Source organism: Leptospira kanakyensis, from assembly GCF_004769235.1.
Classification (GTDB): Bacteria; Spirochaetota; Leptospiria; order Leptospirales; family Leptospiraceae; genus Leptospira_A; species Leptospira_A kanakyensis.
Genome location: NZ_RQFG01000005.1, coordinates 629,056 through 651,005, shown reverse-complemented (window position 1 = coordinate 651,005; position 21,950 = coordinate 629,056). Strand labels below are relative to the sequence as shown.

Annotated in this window: 19 protein-coding genes; 8 read left to right on the top strand and 11 right to left on the bottom strand. The window is 38.2% G+C overall.

Going from position 1 to position 21,950, the window contains the following annotated elements; genetic code table 11:
- Positions 1–4: 4 nt before the first annotated feature.
- From EHQ16_RS03670 to EHQ16_RS03660, 3 genes are read left to right on the top strand one after another with little or no spacing between them, the layout of a single operon-like run.
- Positions 5–430, top strand: coding sequence for an acyl-CoA thioesterase (locus EHQ16_RS03670; protein WP_135636248.1), 426 nt, complete (start codon positions 5–7; stop codon positions 428–430).
- Complete coding sequence (locus tag EHQ16_RS03665) at positions 427–1,710, top strand: PP2C family protein-serine/threonine phosphatase (protein WP_135636250.1); 1,284 nt, start codon at positions 427–429, stop codon at positions 1,708–1,710. Before EHQ16_RS03670 ends, EHQ16_RS03665 begins: the two co-directional genes overlap by 4 nt.
- Positions 1,707–2,843, top strand: coding sequence for an LptF/LptG family permease (locus tag EHQ16_RS03660; RefSeq protein WP_135636252.1), 1,137 nt, complete (start codon positions 1,707–1,709; stop codon positions 2,841–2,843). Before EHQ16_RS03665 ends, EHQ16_RS03660 begins: the two co-directional genes overlap by 4 nt.
- Positions 2,844–2,957: 114 nt before the next feature.
- Here the strand turns inward: EHQ16_RS03660 and EHQ16_RS03655 are convergent, their stop codons facing one another.
- Together EHQ16_RS03655 and EHQ16_RS03650 are read right to left on the bottom strand one after the other, a co-directional pair.
- A complete protein-coding gene (locus tag EHQ16_RS03655) occupies positions 2,958–4,403 on the bottom strand; it encodes an FAD-binding oxidoreductase (protein WP_135636254.1) in 1,446 nt (481 codons plus the stop codon).
- Position 4,404: 1 nt separating this feature from the next.
- Complete coding sequence (locus EHQ16_RS03650; RefSeq protein ID WP_135636256.1) at positions 4,405–5,157, bottom strand: SDR family NAD(P)-dependent oxidoreductase; 753 nt, start codon at positions 5,155–5,157, stop codon at positions 4,405–4,407.
- Positions 5,158–5,208: 51 nt separating this feature from the next.
- Between EHQ16_RS03650 and EHQ16_RS03645 the strand changes: the two genes are divergently transcribed.
- Genes EHQ16_RS03645 through EHQ16_RS03635 form a run of 3 tightly spaced genes read left to right on the top strand, consistent with a single transcriptional unit; the run spans position 5,209 to position 8,295 of the window.
- Entirely contained in the window at positions 5,209–5,709 is a 501-nt protein-coding gene (locus EHQ16_RS03645) for an NYN domain-containing protein (RefSeq protein ID WP_265391193.1), read from the top strand.
- 1 nt (position 5,710) lies between these two features.
- Positions 5,711–7,189, top strand: a complete 1,479-nt coding sequence (locus EHQ16_RS03640) for an MBOAT family O-acyltransferase (RefSeq protein WP_135636260.1) — start codon at positions 5,711–5,713, stop codon at positions 7,187–7,189.
- An 8-nt stretch (positions 7,190–7,197) separates the two neighbouring features.
- Entirely contained in the window at positions 7,198–8,295 is a 1,098-nt protein-coding gene (locus tag EHQ16_RS03635; protein WP_135636262.1) for a DUF1574 domain-containing protein, read from the top strand.
- Here the strand turns inward: EHQ16_RS03635 and EHQ16_RS03630 are convergent.
- From EHQ16_RS03630 to EHQ16_RS03595, 8 genes are all read right to left on the bottom strand, one after another.
- Positions 8,268–8,864 (bottom strand): hypothetical protein, encoded by a 597-nt coding sequence (locus tag EHQ16_RS03630; RefSeq protein ID WP_244241911.1) that lies wholly within the window; start codon positions 8,862–8,864, stop codon positions 8,268–8,270. The genes EHQ16_RS03635 and EHQ16_RS03630 overlap by 28 nt on opposite strands.
- A gap of 52 nt (positions 8,865–8,916) precedes the next feature.
- Positions 8,917–9,981, bottom strand: a complete 1,065-nt coding sequence (locus EHQ16_RS03625) for a hypothetical protein (RefSeq protein ID WP_135636264.1) — start codon at positions 9,979–9,981, stop codon at positions 8,917–8,919.
- Entirely contained in the window at positions 9,978–11,870 is a 1,893-nt protein-coding gene (locus tag EHQ16_RS03620) for a FecR domain-containing protein (RefSeq protein ID WP_135636266.1), read from the bottom strand. The genes EHQ16_RS03625 and EHQ16_RS03620 overlap by 4 nt, the downstream gene beginning before the upstream one ends.
- Complete coding sequence (locus EHQ16_RS03615) at positions 11,867–13,717, bottom strand: adenylate/guanylate cyclase domain-containing protein (protein ID WP_135636268.1); 1,851 nt, start codon at positions 13,715–13,717, stop codon at positions 11,867–11,869. Before EHQ16_RS03615 ends, EHQ16_RS03620 begins: the two co-directional genes overlap by 4 nt.
- A 78-nt stretch (positions 13,718–13,795) precedes the next feature.
- Positions 13,796–15,094 (bottom strand): LIC11270 family surface protein, encoded by a 1,299-nt coding sequence (locus EHQ16_RS03610; RefSeq protein WP_135636270.1) that lies wholly within the window; start codon positions 15,092–15,094, stop codon positions 13,796–13,798.
- 1 nt (position 15,095) lies between these two features.
- Positions 15,096–15,734, bottom strand: coding sequence for a hypothetical protein (locus EHQ16_RS03605; RefSeq protein WP_135636272.1), 639 nt, complete (start codon positions 15,732–15,734; stop codon positions 15,096–15,098).
- A complete protein-coding gene (gene truA / locus EHQ16_RS03600; protein WP_135636274.1) occupies positions 15,706–16,500 on the bottom strand; it encodes a tRNA pseudouridine(38-40) synthase TruA in 795 nt (264 codons plus the stop codon). Before truA ends, EHQ16_RS03605 begins: the two co-directional genes overlap by 29 nt.
- Before the next feature lie 4 nt (positions 16,501–16,504).
- Positions 16,505–17,383: a DUF2225 domain-containing protein gene (locus EHQ16_RS03595; protein ID WP_135636276.1), complete on the bottom strand. Its 879-nt coding sequence runs from the start codon at positions 17,381–17,383 to the stop codon at positions 16,505–16,507.
- A gap of 136 nt (positions 17,384–17,519) precedes the next feature.
- Here EHQ16_RS03595 and EHQ16_RS03590 point away from each other — a divergent pair, with 136 nt between their 5' ends.
- Together EHQ16_RS03590 and EHQ16_RS03585 are read left to right on the top strand one after the other, a co-directional pair.
- Positions 17,520–18,638, top strand: a complete 1,119-nt coding sequence (locus EHQ16_RS03590; RefSeq protein WP_135636278.1) for an LIC11274 family protein — start codon at positions 17,520–17,522, stop codon at positions 18,636–18,638.
- 174 nt (positions 18,639–18,812) lie between these two features.
- Positions 18,813–19,538, top strand: a complete 726-nt coding sequence (locus EHQ16_RS03585) for a lysophospholipid acyltransferase family protein (RefSeq protein ID WP_244241981.1) — start codon at positions 18,813–18,815, stop codon at positions 19,536–19,538.
- 8 nt (positions 19,539–19,546) lie between these two features.
- On the opposite strand, the gene EHQ16_RS03580 is transcribed toward EHQ16_RS03585, so the two are convergent.
- Positions 19,547–21,898 (bottom strand): dual specificity protein phosphatase family protein, encoded by a 2,352-nt coding sequence (locus EHQ16_RS03580; protein ID WP_135636282.1) that lies wholly within the window; start codon positions 21,896–21,898, stop codon positions 19,547–19,549.
- Positions 21,899–21,950 lie beyond the last annotated feature (52 nt).

Here is a 21,950-nt window from a genome sequence, read left to right as displayed (position 1 = left end):
ACACATGCCAAAACCAATCAAATACAAACATAAATTCACACAACAAGTGGTTTGGGGTGAGATGGATGCTTTCGGTCACGTAAACAATGTAACCTACGTCAGGTATTTTGAGTCTGCAAGAGCGGATTATTTTACAAAAGAAGGTTTGTGGGATTCTCCACACAAACCCGTGAAATCAGGGCCAGTGTTAACACATCTTGATATGGACTACCGCAAACAAGTGGTTTTCCCGGCCACACTCGAAATCACCTTGGAAGTGGATTCCATTTCCTCCAGAGCTTTCACTGTGATTTGTTCCATGTGGAATGAACACGAAGAATGTGTATTAACAGGAAACGCTGCCTTTGTTTGGTTTGATTTCGAATTACAAAAACCATCTGCACTTCCCGAACATTTTAAAACAAAATTTGGATCTAACCATTTGGTATGATGAAAGCTTCCTTCCAAGAACGATTCAAACTAGATGATGAGGTGATGAAGATATCACGAATTTGCCTCATTGTATTTTTTAGTTTTATTGGTTTTGGAATTTTTGCCCCCATTGATGAGTTAGGATTGTATGATCCCAAATGGATTCGCATTTTACATGCATCTGTCACTTTAGGTTTTTTCATTGCAACATATTTTTCGGATTGGGTTCGGAAACAAATTCAACCTATCATGCTTTTTTTCTTTTATACGATGAGTGCACATTCTCTCATTCTATTATACTGGAATTCGCTTTACATTGGTTATCTGGTGGGAATGATTTTGGTTTTGTCTTGTATTGGAGTCAGTTTTGTCGATCGACGTTCACTCGTTTCTTATTTAGGAACAGTGACTTCTGCGGGAATTCTCATTGGTCTTTATACAAAAGAACCTCAAGTGGATTTACCTCTTTATCTTTCCTCTATCATTACACCAACACTTGTTTCTTATCTCACTCTCAATATCCGACTGAGCTCTGTTGAAAAACTACGAATTTCAGAATCCAAACTCAAAGGATTCCAGGATCGGATGTTGAATGAACTTGACCTGGCCAATGAAACCCAATCAAACTTAGTGACTACCCAGTGGCCAAAAACAAAAGGAATTCGTCTCCATTCGTTTTTCCAGTCCTTTGGGCAAGTGGGTGGAGATGCCATTAGTTATTTGGAAAGGAACGATGGAAAGTTAGCTCTATTTTTTGCAGATGTTTCTGGGCATGGAATTGCTTCTGCTATGGTTTCTGCCATGGCAGTTCTCGCCTTTAAAATCCATGGAAATCAAACAGAACCTTCTCTTTGTTTGAAGTCAATTCATACCGACTTGCAAGAGTTAGTCCCAAATAATCATATCAGTGCTTGTGTTTTATTTGTAGATACAGAAACAAAAGAAATTAAGTATTCGATTGCAGGCCATCCACCTCTCATCCTAATGGAAAAAAAGTCTGATCCAAAATTTATGGAAGGGATGGGGACTCTCATTGTTTCCTATTTAAAACCCAATTTAAAAGATTTTACGATCATTCCGAACTCGGGAGATCGAATTTTACTCTATTCGGATGGAATTTTAGAAGTTTTTGATGAAGCGGGAGAGATTTATGGAGATGAACATTTGTTTACATCCATAAAAAATCATTCTGACAAAAAAGGTGAAGAATTTTTAACTGCATTATATGAGGACTCCATGTCATTCTCGGCAAAACGAATTTCCGACGATATGAGTATGTTATTACTGGAAATTTTATGAATTTGTTGTTAACACCATTTTTATGGTTCAAAAGAGAGTTCATTCCTTTTCGAACATTAGATCGTTATTTATTTTTAGATTTTTTCAAAACCTTTCTTGGTACTCTCATCATGTTAACATCCATGATTGTGATTTATAAATTCACGGATGTGATGAAGTATCTGGTTTCTTCTAAGGTAAACCAGTCACATGTTTACTTACATGTTTTATATTCTTTACCGTCCATGGTGGATCAAGTTGTTGCACCTGCTTTGATGTTTTCTGTTTGTTTTGTGATCGGTCAGTTTAGTGTGAACAAGGAACTTGTGGCCATGATGGTGGCGGGTGTTTCTTTTATCCGGATCATCACACCTATTTTGTTTTTTGGAATTTCTATGTGGCTCATTATGACTTTGTTTGGACAAACCGTGGTGATCCCCGCCAACAAAAAAGCCCAAATCGAATATAGCATTATGGCAAAGGGTTCCAATCGATTGATTGATTTTGTCTACCAATTGCATATCAAAGGAAAAAAAGGATTTTATTACGTCTATTGGATCGATGAAAAAGAAAATACAGTCAAAGGTGGATTCAATTATATCGAAATCAAACCTGACGGTCATCCCACGTACACTGTGTCCTCTCAAAAAGCAAAATTTATCCCTTCCCCTCATAGTTGGGTTTTGTATGATGCAGAAGAAGTTCGGTTCAATGAAAATTTAGAACTTGTTTCTAGAACAAAATACGCTGAAAAAACTTATGACTTCCCTGAGGATTTAGCTTACTTCTCCAAACCCATTCGAAACCCAGAAGAGATGAACTTTTTTGAATTGGCTGATGAAATTGAGTCTAGGATCACAAAAGGAATCCCTTTCCGAAATGTCATCATCCAACAACATATGGCTTTTGCAATGCCACTTATGTCTTTTGTAGTTGTGACACTGGGTGCCCTTGCTGGGGCCATCACCAAACGATCAGCAGGTGTGGCAAGTCTTGGTCTTACGATTGCAGTTGTTTTGTTGTATTATATTTTGAATTCGACTGCCAAAACTTTGGCTGAGAATGGTGCTTTGCCCATTTGGATTGGTATGTGGATGACACCAGTGATTTTTACCTCGGCGGCATATTACTTGTATAGAAAAATGAATATTTAATTCGTTTGTATACTGTTGTGGGTTTGTTTACTAGATTGCGATATTTTATCTTTTGAGTATAAAAAACCCAAACAAGAATGTTTCAACATTTTTGTTTGGGTCATGGTTAAAAACTTAGTTTTCTGTTAAAAAAACTCGTTTGTAAAGATCTGTTTGTAAGATTCCTTTTGGATCATATTTTTTCTTCAAAGAGTAAAACCTTTTGAGATTGTCTTTTGGAAAATAAGATTCCATCACTCGTTTGCGAAGTGTGGAGTCTTTTGCAAAATAAAATCTTCCTTTGTGTTTTAAAACAATTTCATCCATTTCTTTACAAAGTGCCCAAAGTTTTTCTCTGTTCCCTTTGGTAACCGGAAAATCCATTGCCATAGAAAATCCATCCACAGCGTGAGTGAGTAAAAACGGATCTGGTTTGTGTTTTTTGAAAACAGATAGGTAGTTTACAATTCCACGTTCTTGGCAAATTGTGAAAATTTCACGGAACGCTTGTTTGGCGTTTTCCTTCGGTATGAACACTTGGTATTGGATCATCGCACCAGGTTTGTAAACAAACTTCCAATTAGGAACATAGTCCAAAAGGAATGCATATTCCGCGTGGCCTTGGTAATAGGCTTTATTGTTTACGAGTATGCTTGCGATACATTTTGCCAAATTGATGAGTCGCATTCCCAAATTAAAACTAAAGGGACGCATGAGGATCCACATCCACTTTTTAGGAATTACATAGAATAGACGAGAGGGAAGGTGTTGTCTTTCGAGTAAACAGTTACCAGGAAAGTCTGGATCTTCTCCTTCTTTTAGGTTGGTGGCTTTGTGAATTTGACCTCTACCCATAGATTTTCCGGAAGCAAAAGCATCAATCCAACCAACTAAATAATCAGAAGTTTTATAATGTTCTTCGAAATAAGCGAACAATTCATCGAAGTTTCTTACATACACTGGATCAATTTTCATTTTTCCAGCGTAGATTGGTTTCATTTTGATTTGAACTGTTAAAAAACAACCTAACATCCCGAAGCCGGAAATAGCAGAGTAAAACAGGTCTGTATTTTTTTTAGGAGAACAAACTAAAATATCGCCTTTAGCAGTAAGGAAAGTAAACTCTTTGATATGTTCTCCAATGGTTCCTACTTTGAAGTTGTTTTTTCCATGAATGTTCATGGAAAGAGCTCCGCCAAGTGTAGGCATCATAGTCCCAGAAACAACCGGTGGCCAAAAACCATTTTCGATTCCCGTTTCCCAAAGGTCTTTGATACGAGCACCAGATTGCACTGTCATCACACCGGTTTTTAAATTAAAATCTAAAACTTTGTTAAAATGAGTTAGATCCAAAACGATTCCATCTGTGTTAGTCGAAGCATCACCATAACTGCAACCACCGCCACGTAACGCAACTTTGGTGCCAGTTTGGTTGGCCCAAACAAATAGTTCTTTGATTTCTTCTTCTGATTCGGGGCGAAATATTGGCGATAGAGAAAACGAACTCATACCCCATGCTTCTACTTTTTCCTTTTTAGGGATTTTAATCTCAGAGATGGATTTTGTTTTTTTAGCGACCATATTATATACTCAGTTTTTTAAAAATGAAATTGGGAATGTTACGAATGATGAGACCAACAAGTGCCCAGATTCCCGGAACAAATGCTTCGTCTTTTCCCTGAGCAACGACTTTGCGAATACTCTCTGCGGCTTCTTCAGCAGTGATGGCTTTCATTAGTCCTTTTTCTGGAAGGTTGAGACCTTTTGTCATTTCAGTAATCACAAACCCAGGTTTAATCGTTGTTACTTGGACATTGGACTCGGAGAGTCGATTGCGTAGTGCTTCCAGGTAAGTGTTGAATCCTGCTTTGGATGTATTGTAAACAGGATTTCCTTTGCGACCGCGTTCACCCGCAATAGAGGAGATTCCGATAATTTTCCCAGACATTTGATTTGTAAAATAAGTAGCCACTGGATTTAAAAAGGCAACTGCTCCGAGAAGATTGACATTTAACATTTCCAAGTCTTTTGTCGTATTGTACTCATTAGGAGAAATTTGAGGCATCACACCTGATGCAAAGTACACTTCGTCCAAACCACCAAGTAGTGAGACTGCTTTCCCGAAGATTTTTTCTGCTGTGGAAAATTTTGTCACATCAAAGGTTAAAGGAAAGGCCCTTTTTTCTTTGGTTGTGTTTGCTTTTTTGGCAATGGATTCAAGTGACTTTTCCCTTCTTGCCAAAAGAACCACAGAATTTCCTGCGTTCAATTCAGCTTCTGCAATGGCTTTTCCGATCCCGCTCGAGGCACCGACGATGATTATTTTTTTCCCCATGTTTACGTTTTTTTGGTTTAATCGAATCTGGCAAGTGGTTTCAATAGAGTTGTGCCCGTAATTGAGAGAATCCTGATCGACGGGATGAATCTAATGTATAAATTTCCCGATTTGGCTTTTTGTTTGGGTGAATACCGCCTACAAGATGCCCGGGATGGGTTACTGGTTCATCTAGATCGATTCTATATTAAGGACCAACATTCCAAAATTTTGGTGTTTTTTGACGGCAAAAAGGATCTTACCTCTGATTGTTATTCGGAAGATTGGGGGAAATTTTCTATCCATTACAGCCATGAAAAAAAAGCGGATGAACTCATCATTGGATATCTGAACTTATGTCCGGTACCTTCGCAGTGTTTGGTGATCACAACCGATAAAGAGATCATCAGTTTTGCAAGAAGGCTTCGGGCCAAACGAATGACCTCCGAAGAGTTTTATGCCGAATGGGTCAAACGGGAAACAGAAGAGGATGAAACGGAATTTAAACACCTGAAAGAAGGATTGACACCAAGTTCGGAAACCGATTACTGGGAGAGACAATTCCTTCCTTGATATGTTGTTCAACTCAATCCCATTTTTAATCTTTTTTTCCATTGTGTATTTGCTCTATTGGGCCATTCCCAAAGAGATTCGAAAATACTTCCTACTCATAGCAGGGATCAGTTTTTATGCTTATTTTTCGCCTGCACTGACCGTTCATTTCCTCATCGTCATTGGCATCAATTATCTTCTTTATCGCAAAATCAAATCCACTCCTACAAAGTTTTGGATTGGTCTTACCGTATCACTCAACCTCATCAATTTAGGTTTTTTTAAATATATTTATTTTTTTAGTAAGGTTCTTGCTGATCTAACAAACTATCCGTTCTTCAAACAAGTTCCCGATCTCATCCATATTGCTTTACCACTCGCAATTAGTTTTTATACCTTCCAAGTCATTGCTGCTGCTATAGATACCTACCGCGATTCCTTCAAACCATTGGTTAAGGTAGAAGATTATTTTCTCTTTGTTGCTTTTTTCCCGGTGCTCATTGCAGGTCCCATCATGAGGATGTCTGATTTTTTTCCAAACTTAGACAAACTAGTTCCCAACAAGGAAAAGATGTATCGTGCATCTTATTTACTCATGTCGGGCCTTGTGAAAAAGGTTCTAGTGGCAGATCCTATGTCACTCACCATCTCGCCGGTGTTTGGTTCTCCTGCTGAATACGATTCCTTTTCTTTATTCATCGCTGGGATTTGTTATGCGATCCAAGTATATAGTGATTTTTCTGGCCTCACCGACATGGCACGTTCTATCGCATTGTTTTTAGGATTTGAAACACCTGAAAACTTCAAAGCTCCCTTTTTCTCTACATCGGGAAGGGAACTATGGAAACGTTGGCACATCACTTTATCTTTTTGGTTAAGGGATTATATTTATTTCCCACTCGGTGGATCTCGTAAGGGCGAAGGTCGCACTTACCTAAACCTCATCATCATTATGACACTCGGTGGTTTTTGGCACGGTGCTGATTATACATTTATCTGTTGGGGATTTTATTGGGGTGTGCTTCTTGCTGCGGAACGTTATTTCGAAGACAAACTTGGTTGGAAGTTAACTCCAGAAAAAAATAAGTTTTTAATCGTATGTAAGGCTCTCATTGTATTTGTTTTATTTTCCATTTCGGGACTTATGTTTCGTTCGAATAATGCTACCAACATGATCGATCATTTTCATGGAATTTTTACTCATTTTACTAACAGTTTGGAAATTATGTTTATGGGTGATTCCAATCAGTGGTTGGTGCCAGCTACTTCTTTATTTGGGAATGGATCTTCTTTTCGCTTCCAACATATCGAAAATTTGGAACGAATTTTTTATACTTCGATTGCGCTTTTGTTTTTTCATCATATCCAATATGTGCCTGAGTTTTGGGAACGTATCCGTAAACATGATGTATGGCTTGTGCCCATACTTGGTGTTGTTACTATTTTTCTTCTCGCCACTTTATCGCAAGATGGTGGGGAATTTATCTATTATAAGTTTTAGGAGACATTGTGGATTTAATTCGTAACAGATATTTACTTGTCCCGTTTTTGGTTGTATTTCTAACCTTTTGTCTAGATAAATTATTACTTCTTGAAAACGTACATACTTATTTTTCAAAATCTCTTTCTGATATTAATTACATTCAGAAAGATCAATTATATGAAGACTTAAAAGTTTATCTATCCAACAAAGACCGAGATAAGGTTTTGGTTTATTTTGGAAACTCAAGAGCTTTATTATTTGATAATGAATACATTCACAAAAAGTATCCTGGTTGGGTGATGTTTAATTTCTCCGTTCCTGGAGGGAAACCTGATTATGTATTACAATGGATGGAAAAGTTTCATAAAGATCAGGTGAAACCTGAGTTCTTTTTGTTTGATCATTCTGTGGAAATGTACAATTCTGCGGCAACATTAAAAGTGGATGAAACACTCACAAATGGCCTAAATGTATCTTTTGTTTTAAAACATTTTTCCTTATTTTCCACTGACGATATTTCTACGTTAATCGCCAAGCGGATGTTTCGTGCTTATCAGTATCGTCCCAAATTAGAAGTCATTCTTACCAGAGCCAAAAACAAAGAATCCTTTCTCATCCCTTATCGGGAACTTCGTAATAACTTGATGGAAAACTTAAATAGAGGAAAGGGTTCTGCGATGACTCCCGGCACACATAAGTCTGTCCTTCCGCAGGAATTGTTAAAAAAATCTGCCTTCGGAGACTTTCATTCTTATTTAGTTCCCTTTCATTTTTCAGATCAGGTACTTAGTTTTACAGACCAGTCTTTGGATTTGGCAAAAGAACTTGGTGTGCCATCCGCTGTGATTTGGGTAAGGCTTTCTTTGCCTTATATGGATCACATCCGGAATTTTAAAGTTTCTGTAGGGAATGGAAAGGAAGATACGGTGTATCATGATTGGTATCCAAGAATGATTGAATACCATAAAAAAAATGGGGTGCCGTTTTGGAATATGAATGATGACCCGAACTATACCTGCAACAATTTCAGTGATGCAGGCCATATGTCACCGACTTGTTACGATGAGTATACTGACTTTATTTTTAAAAACTTAATTCAGTCTTTTGTAAAAGGCGCTCGGTAAAACTCAGTTCGGTTTTGTAAATCATTCGGAGAAAGTTTTTCCGGATCAGCTGGGTTCGGTTTGGTAGGATTTTGTGGTTGGGGTTTGTTATTATTTTCCTTATCCACTGAGTATCCATAATAATAACCATGAACAATCTCTACGACAGAAACCGGTGTGTCGGAATGTAAGTTTTGAATTTCTACTGTAATTTCTTCTGGTGGAGCTAACAATTCAAAGACCCATTGTACTTCGCCTTCGATTTTTTCCTTTCTTAGGATGGTCGGATTTTCATTTTGTCCGTTACCAGAATACACGGTAAGAACCCATTCTTTTAATTTTCCATCGGTTGCTACGCCAATCCCAATAGATTGAGGAGAAGCCTCTCCTGCTTTTAAATCAAATCGAATGGCACCACCTTTAGAAACGGCTCCATAAAGTCTTTTTTTAGAAAGAGTAGGATAAAGAGCCAAATCTTGGATTCTAGTTGTGACTTCTTTCACATTTTGGCTCAGAACGGATGGTTCGGAATGGAGGGTATGTACGGTCGCAAGTACAATTCCAACCGAGGCTATCAAAGAGTATCTCATTCTCTTAATAGGACTAAAAAAAGGAATTCATTACAAGCAAAAGAAAAAGAAATTACCTCGAACAATTTCGAAATTTAGTCAATTCTTGGAGTAGTGATTGCCGTTCATCAGGGTCGAGATTACTTCGATTTTTCGATTGAAGATCCATTCTTTCCAAAGCGGGTCGAAATTTAGGGGAACAATTGGTACTAAAAAATTGGTAAGCACTGATTCTGTCAGATTGATTCTCGCTGATCAATTTATAGAACTCAAATACTGAGTGATTGTCCTCACCTGAAAAATTTAAGATAACGTATGTTTTGTGGCATTCGCTAAGAGTTAATGCTGGAACTTTTGTATGTTTACAATTTACCGCTACATCTGATTCTAAAAATGCTAACATCTCTTCGTAAGTATAATCGTGAAAACCTTTGCCTTTGGGAACGTTTACTTTTGGTTTTTTTGTCTCTGGATTTTCTTTTGGATTCGATTTTTGAGAAACAGAAGTCTCTTGTTTCGAATCTGTAGTAGTTGTATGTTTTGGTTCTTCTACCTGAAGGAAGTTAGAAACCACTTTCGGTTTTTGGTAAGGATTGGTGACAGTTAAGTCATAGGGCCCAGTTTTTGCTTCCGTTGTATCTACTTTTAAATCAATCCGTTCTGATGATTTTACTTCTTTACTCAAAATAGGAAGTGATTCATTTTTTTTAGTTAGATCCACTTTTGTAGCTTCTAAAAAATGTTCCCCTTCAATGGTTAGATTCGAAATGGTTTTTTCTGACTTAGTTTCTGATTTAGGAAGAATGATGGGTTTTTCTTCCTCGGTCACTACTAGTGGTGGTTCAGAGATGATGACTTCTAAATCTTTCCAAATAGACCAAACTGCGGGTTTTTTAAATAAGTTTAAGGGTGCTGTCCTTACTAAATAAACTCCAGAAGGAAGGTCTTCGATGGAATGATAAGGTGTATCAATTTTTTTATCGATAACGATTTTTCCCGATTTTTCTTTGATTTGGATTTGATACCCACTGGCATCGGCAATTGGTTTCCAAGCAATGAGTTTGGTTCCATCTTGTGCCCCAATCGAGAAAGAAATAAAACAGAATGCTAATAAAAATCTTTTTGTTTTAAGTTTCATCGTTTCTCTTTATATAACCGTTTTGGTGAAATGAATTCGATATCAGTTGGTTTTAAGGATTTAAATTGATCTAATGCTAATATAAAACTTCCCTTTCTCGAAAGTAGTAAGTTGGAATCCTTATACACACTGAGATCCCAAGAGAAAGCTCCCTCATCCAAAATTCCCAAATCTTTTAAGTTGTGTTTGGATTCTTTTGTTGTGATTTTATAAATCGCAGTTTTTTTATCAGCTGTATGTTGGTATAAAACTAAATCATATCGATCTGGTGTGGTACCTGTGACCTTCCATTGAAAGTCCAAACTTGATTTACCCTTCATCTGGACAATGGTTCCATTCGGGGACATCATTTCCAGTTTTGGTTCCTGTTTGTTTTCTGTTGGTTCTTCTTCCGGTTCCGGTTTTTTCTTTTTGTCTACCACTGTAAAACTTAGAATCGAAGAAGTTTCTGTTTCTTTCCCTTCTTTTGATTTACCAATGAGAGTAACATAAAAATTACCTTTTCCTATCTGATTCCAGTTAGGTACAAGAAAGTTAGAAACTGTTTCTTCAGAGAAAACAATATTTTTCATTTTGGGATCATTGGCAATTTTTAGTTGGTAGGATTTTAATTCTGCATTTCCATCCCAAATCAAAATGGCTTGGTTTTGTTTGATTTCATCAGAAGAAATTTCGGATCCATTGGCGGGTCGTAACCATTTCGGTGTTGGGATTGTGTTTTGTTTTTTGATGGTAAAGGATAGAACTTGGCTCTCCCGATCTTTGGTGTCGGGAAAAGAAGATTTGGCAACCACCTTCCAATAATACGTTCCTTCCTTTAAATCATCATAAGAAATTTGATTGGCAGATGTTTCCAATTGTTTGATTGGATTTGTGAGTTTAGGCGAATTAGATAAAACTAGCTGATAAGAATTCGCAGTTGTGAGTTTTGTCCAAGTGAGAGTGACTAGTGGAAAGGTTTGGACAAAAGGAAAAACAGTTCCTGGTTCAGGAGATTCTCCTTGGAAGGATTCAAGTTTTGTAACAAAGAACTTATTTGTTTCGCTAAACTCAAAATCGGTTCCTTGTTTGTTTTTAACTTTGATTCTCCAATAAAAAGTTCCTTCTTTCAATCGAAAAGAACTTCCAGTTCCCTCCACTTTTTCATTAATAAACGTCATTTGAAAGTTAGGTGATCTGGAAATTTCTATATTAGGATCTCCGTATCCAGGTTCTTGTTTCCATTTGAAATTTACAGATACATCGTCCGGATCTGTAAAAAATAATTTTTGCGAAGTAGGAGCCAAAAGAACCACGGGAATTTTTTTGATTTCAATTCCTGTTTTTTTGAATTCCGCTTTTTTCCCTTCTTCCACGGCCACAGACTTTCCGTCTTGGTGTTTGACTGTGGTTTTTCCTTTTTCTACAAATAAACTAAGTTCTCTTTCTTTGGATTTTTCTATTTTAACGTTTCCAGAGTCTACGTTGATTTCACTTCCAGAACTTGTGATTTTGAGTTGGTTGGGTTTGGAATCATCCTTTTTAACTTCCAAAGAACCTTGGGTAAATTCAAGATTTGGTTCTTCTCCCGTTAAGTCTAAGTTAAACATTGAGTTTTCATCAATATTGATTTCTGTTCCATCTTTCAGGCGAATGAGTGCATCAGAAAATGCTTCCGAACGAATTGTATCTTTGTTTGTGAGTGGGCTATTGTTCTCTAGTTTTTCCCAAATCACCTCATCTTCAAATTTTCTTTGGACAATATTGTTTTTAAAAAAAATGGTTCCGACAACTTCGCGGTCTCCAATTCCAATTTTACGATTCAAATCCAAATAAAACAAAATGGAAAATAAAATAGCAACACCGAGTAGGGTAAATAAGACGAGACGGTCTCGTTTGTCTAAATTCATTTTTTCCCCTTTTTCACAACAGTGATTCCAACTAACTTTTGCAGTTCGCTCAAACTTTTTGGAGAATCGGGGTCTGATTTTCTTCCGAGAACTGCATAAACTTTTTGAGCTTTGGATTTTCCTTTGAGTTCAATTTCTCCCATACTGATCACGTGATAATCGGATTTAATTTCTTGGTAGGTGGATTCTGAGATGAGGATATCTGTATGGGTTTCTTTATTGAGTGATTCCACACGGGATGCAAGGTTTACAGAATCACCGATGACAGTGTATTCCATTTTATCGGAACTTCCAATTTGTCCTGCAATCACATAGCCAGTGTTAATTCCACATCCAATCTGGATGATTGGTTTTTTGACCGTTCCTCTACCTTTGTTGAATTCTATGAGTTTGTCTCGCATACGAAGTGCTGCTTCCACAGACGACTTTGCATGTTGTTTGGAATCGCGCAAGGCTCCCCAGGTTGCCATAATGGCATCACCAATAAATTTATCTACGGTTCCACCGGTGTCTTGTACACATTTCACCATCTCGGTCATGTATTGGTTTAAAAATTCAACAACTTCTTCCGGTTGGAGTTTTTCTGAAATGGCCGTAAAACTTCTGATATCCGAGAAAAAGATGGTACAATATTTTCTTTGTCCACCGATGGATAGTTTTCCCTTGGCTGCAAGTTCTGCAATATCTTGGTTGACGAACCTTCCAAAAGAATCTTTTAATTTTTCCCTTTCTTCTAAACCTCGTCCCATACTTACGAACGATTTGGTTAAGGTTCCAATTTCATCATGTGTTGTGGCATGAAGTTCGATATGGTAATTCCCACGTCTGATTTCTTCAGAAGCATCCACTAATTTCAAAATGGGTGTGGATAACGATTTAGCAAAAATATAAACAACAATAAAGGAAAGTGCAAGTGATACAATGAGTATATAAACGTTTCGTTTTTGGATGTTATTTACTTCTTCGAAAATTTTTGCTTCCCTAACTTGGGAAATCACACCCACACCACCGAGTCCCAGTTTTTTGAATGATCCAAGATAGGAGACTCCCTCCTTGGATTCATAACGAAACTGGCCGTTGTCAACTGTGGATTTTTTCATTCGTTCTACGATGGGTAAGTCGTTTAGATTGATTCCAGACAAAACAACTTTGGCATCGGGATGTGCGAGTACACTTCCATCTTCACTGACAAGAAAGGTTTCAACGGGTCCTGAGGTTTGAAAGGCATCGAGCAAACTATCGAGTTTAATTAAAGTAACAAGGATTGTATGTGTGTCTTTAGATTCAGAAAGTGGAAAACTGAGACAAAGTATAGGGTGGCGGAAATATGGACTTGCATTCCATATAACAGTTGTACCACTAAAAGATTTTTTTAACTTTGGTTGGATGTTTCGAAGTAATGTTCTAACTTCCGATTTTTGATAATCGTATTTTTGTAAAAATTCATCATTAAATGATTCGAATTTTGGATTCAAACTGACATCATAGGCTCCAATCAAAAGAAAGTTTTGGTCTTCCTCAAATAATTCTCCTGCGATTGCATTGGCAGAACCTGGACTTCTTAAAATGGCTGATGCTGTGATATGAACATCTTGTTTCATCGAATGTAAATCCGATTTCACCTTTAAAGAAAGGATTTCATTGATCTTAATGTTGTTTTCTTTAACTCGAACCTCACTATCTTTTCTAAAAAAATAAGAAGCTAGGAAGATGATCCCCGACATAGAAACAAGTAAAACGATCGAGGTAATGAGGAGGAGTTTATAGCGAATTGGAAACTGCAATTCCCCATGTAAATGGGAATCTTTGGAGAATAGGGAGCTTAGTTTTAGCAGGATCGTTTTCATATGATTGGTACTTTTACCAAGTTCACAAAAAACGGTGCTAGAAAAAAAGTAAAATTGAAAGCGTAAACTATTTTTTTACTAAGGGCATGTCAAATCAATGTTATATGTTTCACGGAAAGGATATTCAGGGATCGTAAATGTAGTCTCTCGTACTACAGTGTCGGGGTAACCGTCCTGTTTTGTTAGGTCTCCCAAACAAACTGCTCTATAGGTACCAGGATTCAGGTATTTGATTTTGGCACCTTGTTTTGCTGGTGTCGCAGCAAGAGGCAAAACGTTGATAAATTCATTTTCATGGAATCGAAAAATGCCATAATAATGTAAAAATGAATTCCCACCACCGGAGATTGTGAGGCTTGAAGCCGTTTCTGGATAGATGACACGAGCCCTAGTCAATATATTTCCACCCGCATCACCTTCCCCTTTGTGGTCAAAGAAGATATCACTCACTCCTACATAGGTAACAGTGGTTCCTCGGCTGGTTAGGTAAGAATGTAACATTAGATTTTCTTTTAGATTGATCCTTACTTCTAAAATATAAGGATCAAAACCATCCCGAATCATCATATCAGACCGGATGGCTTGTGTGGGAAGTTGGGAATATAAGGCAGGAAACATTTTTGGGACAATACTACTTTTTTGTGAGGAAGTAGTCCCCGCAGCATAGTTGTTACGCGGAACAATATTGAGAGCATTGATGATGGGTCTGTTATCAAATCGACCAGAAACAGGAACCCCTGCATCCAATGCATACCCTGTGACTAGAGAACGAAAGTAAATTCCAGCATAATAATACTCGCGGCCCATCCAAGGTTGCCCTGTGGAAAAAGTCCAACTAACTGTTTCTGAGGAAGGGTCATTCGAAGGAAATTGGGCTCCGATTCCATTGAAAAAATCATAAGCCTTCATCACTCCATTACTTTCTGTGCAAGTATTGTTATCAAAAGAATATGTAACTGTACAAAACACTTGTCTGTTTGGTGCAATGTAATCCCAAAATTTATTGGAATCCACGGTATCGCGAATTTGAGTGAGTTCATTATAACCCTTTTCAAATTTACTCGAAATCCTTACTTCTCCAATATCTAAGAAGATAGGCATGTTACCCACTTTAGGTTGGTTGACCAAAGTCATAGTTGGATCAACACCTTCCCCTTGTGCATCTACATACAAATCTCCAGTTCCATTACCAAGTTCGCTCCAATCCAATGGATTGTCAGTGGCGTAAGTCCCCTTTAGAAGTAACAACATACGATTGTTGAAGAGAGTAGAGATAACAGGAAGTTTTGATTCGTCACCTAAATCGAGTTTGGTTTTGCAATCAATAAAGAAGGTTAGATTTATAAAAATAATAACAGAAAATAAGAGGGACTTCATATCAAAACAACACTCCAACAGTTAGACCGAAATAGAAAAAATCTACGTTCTGCAAAGTATAATTGGCTGGGTTTTGTAACCTGGGATCATCGTACGGACTTGCCAGTGGGTATCTATATTGATTCGGAACATCCATATGAGTTTCAAAGATCTTGTAATAATCCAATCGTACCCCGATTCGAATCCTGCGACCAGCAATAAAACTTGCTTCTAACCCACCAAAGGCGGTCGGGTTCCACCGAGCCGTATCGGCCGGACGAGCAACTACATAAGAATATCCTCCGCCCCCTTTTAGAAAGAATTGGATGGGAAGTTCCACCGGAATTTTGTAAGCTAAGGCAGCATAAAGAGGCATGGCCGTGAGTGCTCTCTCTGACCTGGATAAAAATACAGCATAGGAACCACCGACTTCGGTATAAAATATCCAAGGCCAAGGCATCCGTGCATAAAATCCCCCACCAAGGGTTGTGTCCAGAATTCGAACCGTAGGAGTTCCAGGCATCGGGTTTGCCGCTCCGACCCATCCCCCAATTTCATACCTTCGTTTGTTGTATTCTTCTAGGGTTTGTGCAGAAAGAAGTCCGGAAAATAGAGTGAGAGCGAGAATTAGGCTAAGGAAGAGTGATTTTATACAATTCATGAATTTCCGGATAATCTTCGTAATATGCGCGGACAAAATAGAGTCCATCCGGCGGGAGGGTCATCCCAGCTGTCGAACGGTTCTTCTCTTCCAAAATGGAGCCGATGGATCTAGAATTCCAACGTCCCTTCCCGATGTCCAGTAAAGTTCCTACAGTAATACGAACCATATTGTGCATAAATCCATTGGCGCGAATTCGGATCTGGATCCAATCTGGTGTCAATCGTTCCAAACGGATGTCAAAGATTTCGCGAACTGCTCGTTTGCCAGCCATTGATTTTGCTTTGGTTAGGGAACGAAAATCCTTTTCTCCAATTAGGCCTTGCAGTTGCATCTCTACAAAATCCCAATCTACATGATGTTTGACCCAGAAAGCACGCCCTTCGGTAAAACTACTTTCATATTTATTATAATAAATTTTATAAATATACTCTCTGCCAGTACAACTAAATCGTGAATGAAACTCTGCAGGAACCTCAACTACATTTTTGACTGACACACCTCTTGGTGTGAGTGCATTGATGGAAACAAGAAGTTTGTGGAAGTTGGGAATGGGGAATTCTGTTTTGAAATTACACACCATGCCCAAACCATGGACACCGGTATCTGTTCTTCCTGCAACTGACAGACGTGATGCGGGGTTTTTGTTTAAAATAATACTTAGAGCCGATTCAATCGCCGATTGGACTGTCGGTAGGTTTTTTTGTTTTTGCCATCCGTAAAAATGAGTGCCGTCGTATTCGACGAGAAGAGCGTAGTTGGGCAAACCCTTACTTCTCGCCGCCCATCGCTTCTAAAATGGCATTGTACTCATCATACAACTCACGTGTCATTTCTACAATTGGTCCTGGTTTTCCTTTGGAGGCCTTTCCGGAACCATATAACCTTGCGAGTGTTCGTTTGGCACGAGACAAAAGTAAAACTTGATCTTCTGGTTTGGGGGCCATTTGGTCTTTGAATTTTTTTGTAAGGAAAGCATTCAAATAGATAACACCATCAAATCCCCAGTTGTTGTCGGTGTCGGGGCCGAGCATTCCTGCCGCTTGGTCCACAGGTTCGTTTCCATTTTGCATGAGTTCTAATGTATAACCGTAGATGACTGCTGCTTTTTGATAGAGTAAATCTCTGATTTTATCATAACCAATATGTGGGAATTCATCATGAAGGTCAGAAAAATACCAAGCAGCACGGATGGCACAAACAGCTTTTTTAGGAGTAGGGGCAACACTCGCACCACGAAGTTGGTAACAGTCCATCCCGAGCAAATAAGAAGCAGCACCTAACGCAATTTGGCGGTCTCCAGTAAAATCAAGTGGCCCAAGAATTTTTTCAATATAACTTCTGCGGCTATCGGTAGCCATTCGAATGGCTTCGTTGTCTGCCGGATTGAGTGAATTCCAATCTTTCGGAAAGGAGGAATAAAGGCAACGAGGGCAAACAGACATGACATAATCAAGTGGGCTAACACGTCCAAATTTTCTGTTTTTTTCATACAAACGTCGTAAATCTTGAGCCAACTTCCCAGCGATGAGTCGGCCACCACCTTGGAACATTTGTTCTTTTTGGTGATTTTCATCACAAATCGGGCAGGCTGTGGACTCTTTGGCGCGAAAAGATACTTTTTTGGACTGGGCAGCGGCTTGGGACATAGGAAAAATCTAGGAAAAGGCTCAATTTTAAAATACAATCTGTCAATCCAATATCAGAAATCTCCGATAATACTCACAGGGAACCCCCCGAAATTACTTGTAAGATTCTTCGAAGGAAGGAAAGTACGGAAACGGAATGAATGGCAGAGCAATGAAACAATCCCTTCTTATTCTCATGACGAGTCTCGTTGTGCAGGCACCTATGTTTGCAGAATCGGTCTCTAGTAAATCCTACCACAAACGAATTGAGCTTTTGACATACTTACGTGAGTTAGAACCAGTCGTTAAAAATTTCCGTGGTGAAGATCCGGAAGGAAAACCAACGGAAATAAATGCACCGGAAGGGAAAGAAGGCTTTCGTATGAAAAAATACAACGAAGCCAAACGAATTTACCAAGAAGGTTTACAATACCACTTCGAAGGTAATTATTCTTCCGCATACCAACGATTTCTCGAATGCCAATTGGGAATCGAAAAGATGACAGAAGAACTTTCTCAACTCTACATTTTACGTGCAGAAGAGATGATGAAAACGGCCATGGAAAGAAAAAATCCAAACAATCATATGGATAAGGCCCTTCTTGATATCTCCATTGAATATGGAAAAGGTTCTTATTTCCGCCAGGATGTGATGGACATTCCAAGAGAAGCGCCATTCTCACGTCGTATGTATGATCCAAAAGAAGCTCACTATAGTTATAATAAATATGACATTGAGAAAAATTTGGAGTTGGGATACAGACATTTAGGTCTTGCGAAAGAAGCAAGAGCCAATGCTTTGAAAGTAGAAAAGAATTTGGAAAAACACCAAAAACTCCAACCAAGTCATAGAAAATATCGTATTGATCTATATTTTGGTGCGATCAACTTAGCTCGTGATTCCAAAGCAAATGCAATTAACATCTATAAGTTGAAGTATCCTTATGATAACTACTACCTGAACAATTCCCAAGCAAAATCAGAAACATTGAAAGATGAAAATGGTGCGCCAGTGGAAGGACAACCTGTGAAGGTAGATGGAGTGACTTACGATTTTACTAAAAACCCTTACATCAAATATGACAACCGTATGCAAGCTATGTTTGATGTTCGAGTTCCAGAAGACTATCGTGTGGATCATGCTGACGTAAGAGGTCGAGTGTATGATTTGGATTCCAACAATATGGTATTCATGAAATACGACCAAGAACGTAAAAAAGCTTTGAATGTCCCAGTAAAACCTGCCGCTGGATCCACATCCACTCCGCAACAATAAGAAACGTTAGTTAACACCGTTTCCAAATGATGGGCCCAAGATTTTTCTTGGGCTTTTTTATTTCCACAGAATGACCCGTTTTGTCTAATTGTTGCTATGGCGAAAATACCGGTCGTTGACGATCTCATTAAGAAAAATTTACACGGACTCAGCGTCCACTACGGGCGTTTGGTGATGAAGGTTTACTTAAGAATCACCCTCCTTGTTTTTGGAAAAGCAAGCCCCTATCTGATCAGAGGGATTTATCGTTCACTCACTGGTAACAAAGAAGCTCGGATCCGCGAGTTTTTAGAAGGAACAAAAATTTGGGCAGAAGATGTCCTAAAAATTACCAAAACTAAACTCATCACATTTAATGAAATTAATGTTCCTGAAAAAGGACATATGATATTTTTAAACCATGTCAACGAGATGGATTTTCCTTATGATTGTTATGTGATTCGTAAACCATTTTTAGCAAATCAGGTCATCAAAAAAGCATGGTTTGCCTATTGGTGGATGGTGGCTATGGGTTCTCAAGTGTTTGATAATTCAAAAGCCATGTCTGTTGCCGTTTCTGTAAAAAACCTAATTGAAGGTTTGAAAACCACATCGTACATCGTGTATCCAGAAGGAAAAAATACTTATTCAGAAGAAATCATTCCTCTCAAAAAAGGTATGGTGAAAATTGCTTTTGATCAAAAAATTCCTGTTTTTGTTGCTTTGAAGTCGGGACTTACAACTTATCAAGAATACCAAAAAGGCAATGTAGTAGGTTATTTGGGTTTAGGTTCTCACGATCCTACTGATTTTTCTTCTTGGGAAGAATTTCAAACGTATCTTCAAAACTTAATGCAATCCAAAAAACAAGAGTTAGATGCGCTAACAGAAGCTGAAAGAAACAAGGTTTCTACCGTTTAGATTTTCTGTTAAATTTCCTTTTCCCATTGTTCTAAGAATCGAATTTGTTCAAGTGATTCCACTGCTCGTTCACTTCTCGATTCTCTGACTTTTTGGATGGCGGACTCCGAATCCAATCCATGTTTCCAAATCAAATAGGCTGCGGCAACGGTTCCGGACCTTCCAAGTCCTCCTACACAATGAATCAGAACCCGATGTTGGTTCACTAGAGCTTTGTCCATCCATTCTAAAGTTTCTTTCATCTGAGTGAGGCTCGGAACACGTTGGTCTAAAATGGGAACTTGTTTTTGTTCAATACCATTTAGTTGTAATTCTGATTTTAGATCGGTCACTCCATACTGAGAGTATTCTTGTTCTGTGATAAGACTGAGGACATGAGTGATTCCTTCTTTTTGTATGGTGTTTAAATCGTCAGCTAACACGCGGGCCCTATCTTTTCTACCAGGAAGGATGGTGAGCCCAATCCGAGTGATGTTTTCAGATCCTGCACTCGAGATAGGTTTTAAATAATCAATTCGTAATACTTTGGAACGTTGGATAAAGTCTTTGATTTTAATGATGAGTTTGGAACCGACATAGAGGGCCCATTTCCTTTGCCATTCGTTACTTTCGTCAAAGGATAGAGTGTGCATCGCATATCGCAAAGCACCCACAAACATTTGATAGGGATCTCTGTCTAGTTTCACCAAACGAGGGTAATAAGATCGTAGTTTTGCAATTACACGATAAGCTTTTTTTAATTTTTCATTTTTAATGAAATCCGGAGGTTCGAAGCTAAGTTCGATTCCTAAATCTTCCAAGCCATGTAAGTAGTTTGTAAGTTCGATTCCTTCCTTCCACTCAAGTTCTGATTCAATTTTGCAAAAAATAAATAGGATATCGTTTTCTAGTTTTAATAAATCTCGAATGATATGACCTCTATGGGTGTGGAAAAAATCAATCATCCAAACATTTTCTTGCCCATCTATGATGATATTGGCACCATTTAAATCTCCGTGCACATAAGAAGTATTATGTGTAATGGCATTGTATTCTTTAAGTTCTAATAAATCTTTTTCATAAAAAATACAAGGGTTGGGAACCGAATGCCCAGGAACAATTTCAATTTCAGGGTTGGTTTGTGGCCCTCCGAGTAGGGATTCTACTCTGGATCGAACCGATTTTGCATATTTCGGTTGGAAGTCGTAGTATTCTAAAAGGTTCAGTTTTTCCGTGGAAGCTGCTTCAAACAAACGACCCAGTTGTTCTCCAAACACAGTGTCGATGATTCGATCAAGGCCCGTTCCATCGGGCATAGAACCGTATACCTTTTGGAAAGTTCTTACATTTCCATCCAACATCGCCGCATAACGATATTTAATGGCTCCTCTGTTTTCTAATTCGCAAAAATCGACAATAGAAGGGGCGTTATTTCCAAGAACTTCTTGGATTCTTTCGAAAGCAGTTCTTTCTTTGGCGATTAAGTCCCTTTCACCAATTTTCACAACACAAGGAACTTGTAAATGACCCAAATGATCGGTTGATTTGGATTTTAAAACTACGTTGCCTGAAAATCCGCCATCTAAGGTTTTGAATTCTACTTCTTTACAATCACGAAAAAGATAGAGTAAAATTTGATTGTCGGTTTTGGAGATTGGGTATTTAGGATCTAACTTGAGTTTGTCTGTAGAAATTCGTGAATTTGTTGAAATCTTTTTTTCTAAATTGGGTTGGCTTCCTGTTAAAAATTCTGTAAACGCTCCTATCGATGAAAACACCTGAATGCCTAAAATTTGTTTCAATTGGTCAAGAGCAATGAAATGCATAGACAGGGATGAACTGGCAGTAAGAGCTGAACAAACTCCAATTTCAAATTCTGGATATCTTGTTTTTAAATCATAAGCAAGGAAGGTTACTTTTGCTTCAGTCCAAACGCCAGTGATTCCTACTTTTATCTTTTTTCCTTTGTATGGTTCGAGTATCGATTCTAGGTCTGTGTCTACAAAGTCATTGAGTCCAGATGCGTTCACAATCACACCGCGTTTTGGTTCTTCTTCAATCCATTTTTGAAAAACAAATTCAGCCCCTGGTGTGTCTTTTAAACAGTGGTTTCCAAACTGTGTTAGGTGGTCTTCTTGTGCCTTTGCATTGGGATCGTGCCAGTCTCGGATATGAACTAACTTTAATTTTTCAGGGTCAGTTTCATAAGCCCAATCAAGTAATGAAAACACCGGCCCTTCTTCCATCATTTCTCCGAGTAACCGGTTTGCTTCTTGGTACCCAATGTGAAGTGAATTGGGGAGTGGATCATACTTATCTAAAAGAGCAGTAAAATCATTTTGAAGGCATTGGGTGAAGAGAATTGCTGATTCCGAATTCATGGACAAAAGGATTGACAGGTTCTAAAATAAATCTAGAATTTATTTCTTAAAA

Coding starts and splice junctions, on each gene's coding strand:
- EHQ16_RS03650 (WP_135636256.1), bottom strand. CDS start 5,157: ATGGGGAAAAAAATAATCATCGTCGGTGCCTCGAGCGGGATCGGAAAA.
- EHQ16_RS03640 (WP_135636260.1), top strand. CDS start 5,711: ATGTTGTTCAACTCAATCCCATTTTTAATCTTTTTTTCCATTGTGTAT.
- EHQ16_RS03585 (WP_244241981.1), top strand. CDS start 18,813: ATGAAGGTTTACTTAAGAATCACCCTCCTTGTTTTTGGAAAAGCAAGC.
- EHQ16_RS03580 (WP_135636282.1), bottom strand. CDS start 21,898: ATGAATTCGGAATCAGCAATTCTCTTCACCCAATGCCTTCAAAATGAT.
- EHQ16_RS03670 (WP_135636248.1), top strand. CDS start 5: ATGCCAAAACCAATCAAATACAAACATAAATTCACACAACAAGTGGTT.
- EHQ16_RS03630 (WP_244241911.1), bottom strand. CDS start 8,864: ATGAGATACTCTTTGATAGCCTCGGTTGGAATTGTACTTGCGACCGTA.
- EHQ16_RS03615 (WP_135636268.1), bottom strand. CDS start 13,717: ATGAAAACGATCCTGCTAAAACTAAGCTCCCTATTCTCCAAAGATTCC.
- EHQ16_RS03610 (WP_135636270.1), bottom strand. CDS start 15,094: ATGAAGTCCCTCTTATTTTCTGTTATTATTTTTATAAATCTAACCTTC.
- EHQ16_RS03665 (WP_135636250.1), top strand. CDS start 427: ATGATGAAAGCTTCCTTCCAAGAACGATTCAAACTAGATGATGAGGTG.
- EHQ16_RS03660 (WP_135636252.1), top strand. CDS start 1,707: ATGAATTTGTTGTTAACACCATTTTTATGGTTCAAAAGAGAGTTCATT.
- EHQ16_RS03595 (WP_135636276.1), bottom strand. CDS start 17,383: ATGTCCCAAGCCGCTGCCCAGTCCAAAAAAGTATCTTTTCGCGCCAAA.
- EHQ16_RS03625 (WP_135636264.1), bottom strand. CDS start 9,981: ATGAAACTTAAAACAAAAAGATTTTTATTAGCATTCTGTTTTATTTCT.
- EHQ16_RS03605 (WP_135636272.1), bottom strand. CDS start 15,734: ATGAATTGTATAAAATCACTCTTCCTTAGCCTAATTCTCGCTCTCACT.
- EHQ16_RS03590 (WP_135636278.1), top strand. CDS start 17,520: ATGAATGGCAGAGCAATGAAACAATCCCTTCTTATTCTCATGACGAGT.
- EHQ16_RS03655 (WP_135636254.1), bottom strand. CDS start 4,403: ATGGTCGCTAAAAAAACAAAATCCATCTCTGAGATTAAAATCCCTAAA.
- EHQ16_RS03620 (WP_135636266.1), bottom strand. CDS start 11,870: ATGAATTTAGACAAACGAGACCGTCTCGTCTTATTTACCCTACTCGGT.